This window comes from Neisseria sp. P0014.S009, assembly GCF_051958155.1.
GTDB lineage: Bacteria > Pseudomonadota > Gammaproteobacteria > Burkholderiales > Neisseriaceae > Neisseria > Neisseria flavescens_C.
The window spans coordinates 1-261 of record NZ_JBQCVS010000149.1; the positions used below are offsets into that span (position 1 = coordinate 1).

Annotated in this window: 1 pseudogene; it reads left to right on the plus strand. The window is 49.8% G+C overall.

The annotated features are described in order from the left end of the window. Positions 1-261: pseudogene (locus ACTHS4_RS12070) on the plus strand (dihydrolipoyl dehydrogenase); the annotation flags it as partial.

Below are 261 nucleotides of genomic sequence, written 5' to 3' on the forward strand. Positions count from 1 at the left end.
TCTTTATCGCAGGCGATGCATCCAATCAATTGCCTCTGCTGCATGAAGCTTCCGACCAGGGCAAAATTGCTGGTCATAATGCCGCTATTTTCCCGAATATTGAGGGCGGTTTGCGCCGTAGCGTAATCGGCGTGGTATTTACCAGTCCGCAAATTGCCACTATCGGCTTGAAATACGCGCAAGTTGCGGCGAAATATCAACCTGATGAGTTTGTAATCGGCGAAGTTTCCTTCCGAAACCAAGGTCGCAGCCGCGTTATGT